Below are 3,310 nucleotides of genomic sequence, written 5' to 3'. Positions count from 1 at the left end.
CGTGGGGGCGGTGGCCGCGGGGGCGGGGGTTTTGGGGGGGCCACAGCTGGCCGCCCCCCCCCCGTGGGTGTTCCGGGGGGCGGGGGGGGTGGGGGGGGCCGCCCGCTTCGCCGGTCAGCGGGCCGAGGACGGAGAAGCGCGGCCGGGTGGGGGCGGCGGGCTGGGCCAGGGGCATCGGCGTACCTCCGGGGCGTGGGTGGGGGCCAGGGCGTGTCCGAGCGGGGGTGTGACCGGTGCGGTGCGGGCGTGGCCGCAGGATACTTGACGGCCGATCCGATCTGTAGGGCACGGAATCGTCCTGTTTCGCTCACGCGACCCTCACACTTCGGGCACCTGGGGGAGGGGGCGCCCGGGGGAGGGGGAGGTCGGGTGTGGTGGCGGCCGGCGGGTGCGGTGTCGTGGCCGGTGGGGCGGGGTGGGAGGGGCCGGCGGGGCGCGGCGGAGGGCCGGGGCCGGGGGTGCGGGCCCCGGGGCGGACGGGGCCGGGCGGGGGCGCTCCGGGGCGCGGACGCCGGGGCGGTTCCGGCGTTCCTCCAGCGGTGCTCGTCGGCGCGGTGAGCGCCGCCCGAGGGGCCGGGGCGGGACCGACGGCCACCGGAGGTCCCGGTCCGGGCGTCGGAACGCGGGCCGTGCGGCCCCGGGGGCGCGGGCCGAACGGCCCTAGGGGGCGGGGGCGGTGCGTTCGGATCATGGATCGCCAGCCATTCGCACGACGTTCCTAAGGAGTGCGTCCTTGAGCGCCACCCCGGCACAGGGCGACCCCACGCCACCGCCAACCTCCGTACCGCAGCCGTCGGTTCGGCCGAAACGGCCCGGTTCGGCCGTGGTCAGACTGCTGACCACCACCGACCACAAGACGATCGGCTCCATGTACCTGGTGTCGGCGTTCGGGTTCTTCCTGATCGGCGGTGTCCTGGCGCTGGTCATGCGCGCCGAACTCGCCCGGCCCGGAACGCAGATCCTCTCCAACGAGCAGTTCAACCAGGCCTTCACCATGCACGGCTCGGTGATGCTGCTGCTCTTCGCGATGCCGCTGTTCACCGGCTTCGCCAACTGGATCATGCCGCTGCAGATCGGCGCCCCGGACGTCGCCTTCCCGCGCCTGAACATGCTGTCCTTCTGGCTGTTCATGTTCGGCTCGCTGATCGCCGCCGCCGGCTTCGCGACCCCGCAGGGCGCCGCCGACTTCGGCTGGTTCCTCTACGCGCCGCTGTCCGATGCCGTCCACTCGCCCAGCGTCGGCGCCGATATGTGGATCATGGGCGTGACGCTCTCCGGCTTCGGCAGCATCCTCGGCGCCGTCAACTTCATCACCACGATCATCTGCATGCGCGCACCCGGGCTGACCATGTTCCGGATGTCCATCTTCTGCTGGAACGTGCTGCTCACCTCGGTGCTGGTGCTGCTGGTCTTCCCTGTCCTCGCCGCCGCCCTGCTCGCCCTCGAATGCGACCGCAAGTTCGGCTCGCACGTCTTCGACCCGGCCAACGGCGGGGCGATGCTCTGGCAGCACCTGTTCTGGTTCTTCGGCCATCCCGAGGTGTACATCCTGGCGCTGCCGTTCTTCGGGATCATCTCCGAGATCATCCCGGTCTTCAGCCGCAAGCCGATGTTCGGCTACGCGGGGCTGATCGCCGCCACCGTCGCCATCGCCGGCCTGTCGGTGACGGTGTGGGCGCACCACATGTACGTCACCGGGCAGGTGCTGCTGCCGTTCTTCTCCTTCATGACCTTCCTCATCGCCGTCCCGACCGGGGTCAAGTTCTTCAACTGGGTCGGCACCATGTGGAAGGGCTCGCTCAGCTTCGAGACGCCGATGCTGTGGACGGTCGGCTTCCTGGTCACCTTCCTGTTCGGCGGCCTCACCGGCGTGCTGCTCGCCGCCCCGCCGATCGACTTCCACGTCTCCGACTCGTACTTCGTCGTCGCCCACTTCCACTACACGCTGTTCGGCACCGTGGTCTACGCGATGTTCGCCGGCTTCCACTTCTGGTGGCCCAAGATGACCGGCAAGAAGCTCGACGAGCGGCTCGGCCGGATCACCTTCTGGACGCTCACCGTCGGCTTCCACGGCACCTTCCTGGTCCAGCACTGGCTCGGCGCCGAGGGCATGCCGCGCCGCTACGCCGACTACCTGGCCTCGGACGGCTTCACCACGCTCAACACCCTGTCCACCATCTTCTCCTTCCTGCTCGGGCTGTCGATCCTGCCGTTCCTCTACAACATCTGGAAGACGGCCAAGTACGGCGAGAAGGTCGAGGCCGACGACCCGTGGGGCTACGGCCGCTCGCTGGAGTGGGCCACCTCCTGCCCGCCGCCCCGGCACAACTTCGTCCGGCTGCCGAGGATCCGCTCCGAATCCCCGGCCTTCGACCTGCACCACCCCGACATCGCGGCCCTGGACGTCCTGGAGAACACCGGCAAGCCCGCCACCCACCTGGGCGACGTGACCCCGGCCAAGTACGACCTGCCGCAGACCAGGGCGGAGCGCGAGCGGTCCGCCGTGGACAGCTGACCCGAGACCGGGCGCGCCCCGGCCACCCGCTCCGAACACCCACCGACCGCCGTCCCCGCCCACGCCCCCGTCACGGGCGGGGACGGCTCCCCCCTCGCGACCTGGAAGGCCGGCCCCATGACCCACACCGTCCTCGCCATCGGCACCGCCGCGCTCACCGCGAGCGGCTGCGTCTGGTACCTGCCCGCCATCGCCGACCTCCAGGCCGGTGCCGACCGGCCCCGCTCCACCCGCACGGCCGCGGCGGCCTGCGTCCTGTGGTGGGCCGCCCTCGCCATGGCCGGCGGGCTGCTGCTCGCCCTGCCCGACTGGCGGCCCGCCGCGCAGATCGCCCTCGCCGGGCTGGTCGGCGGCGCGGCGCTGCGGGTCCGCGCCCGGTGGGACCGGCGCGGGGAGCAGCGCGAGACCGCCGCCCGCTGGGCGGCCCTGGGCGCCCGGCCGGCGCCGCGCTCCGGCCGCCCCGCCGCCGTCACCCTCGCGGGGTGGCTGGTCGTCGGCGCCGCCGTCGCCTCGCTGGGGGCGGTGGCGATCCTGCTGTCGGACGAGGGCGCCGTCGGCTCCCGGGTGGCGCTCGCGGCGGTCAGCGGGGCCGGGGTGGCGCTGGCCTTCCTGCTGGCGGGCCTCGGCAGCGCGCGGCGGCGCTGACGGCCCCTCCCCTCGGCCGGACAGGGCCTACGGGCGGGGGGGGGGGCGGGGGGGGCGCGCCCCCCCCCGGGGCGGCCCGCGGTGGGGGGGGGGGGCGGGGGGGCGGGGCGGGGGGGGGGGCGGGGGGGCGGGGGGGGCGCGGGGGGGCGG

2 protein-coding genes are annotated in these 3,310 nt (G+C 74.1%); both read left to right on the top strand.

The annotated features are described in order from the left end of the window. Positions 1-868: 868 nt before the first annotated feature. The gene (ctaD, locus tag ACFV61_RS34580) at positions 869-2,515 is read left to right on the top strand and encodes a cytochrome c oxidase subunit I (protein ID WP_380345321.1); all 1,647 of its coding nucleotides are present in this window, start codon (positions 869-871) and stop codon (positions 2,513-2,515) included. 117 nt (positions 2,516-2,632) lie between these two features. Continuing rightward, complete coding sequence (locus ACFV61_RS34575; protein ID WP_380345291.1) at positions 2,633-3,160, top strand: hypothetical protein; 528 nt, start codon at positions 2,633-2,635, stop codon at positions 3,158-3,160. Positions 3,161-3,310: the final 150 nt, after the last annotated feature.

It is taken from the genome of Kitasatospora sp. NPDC059817, from assembly GCF_042731835.1.
Classification (GTDB): Bacteria; Actinomycetota; Actinomycetes; order Streptomycetales; family Streptomycetaceae; genus Kitasatospora.
Note: the sequence above shows the minus strand (reverse complement) of the source record. Positions and strands in the feature narration are given on the sequence as shown.

What these genes read in the sequence shown, in the direction of transcription:
- ctaD (WP_380345321.1), top strand. Translation starts at nt 869, where the DNA reads ATGTACCTGGTGTCGGCGTTCGGGTTCTTCCTGATCGGCGGTGTCCTG.
- ACFV61_RS34575 (WP_380345291.1), top strand. Translation starts at nt 2,633, where the DNA reads ATGACCCACACCGTCCTCGCCATCGGCACCGCCGCGCTCACCGCGAGC.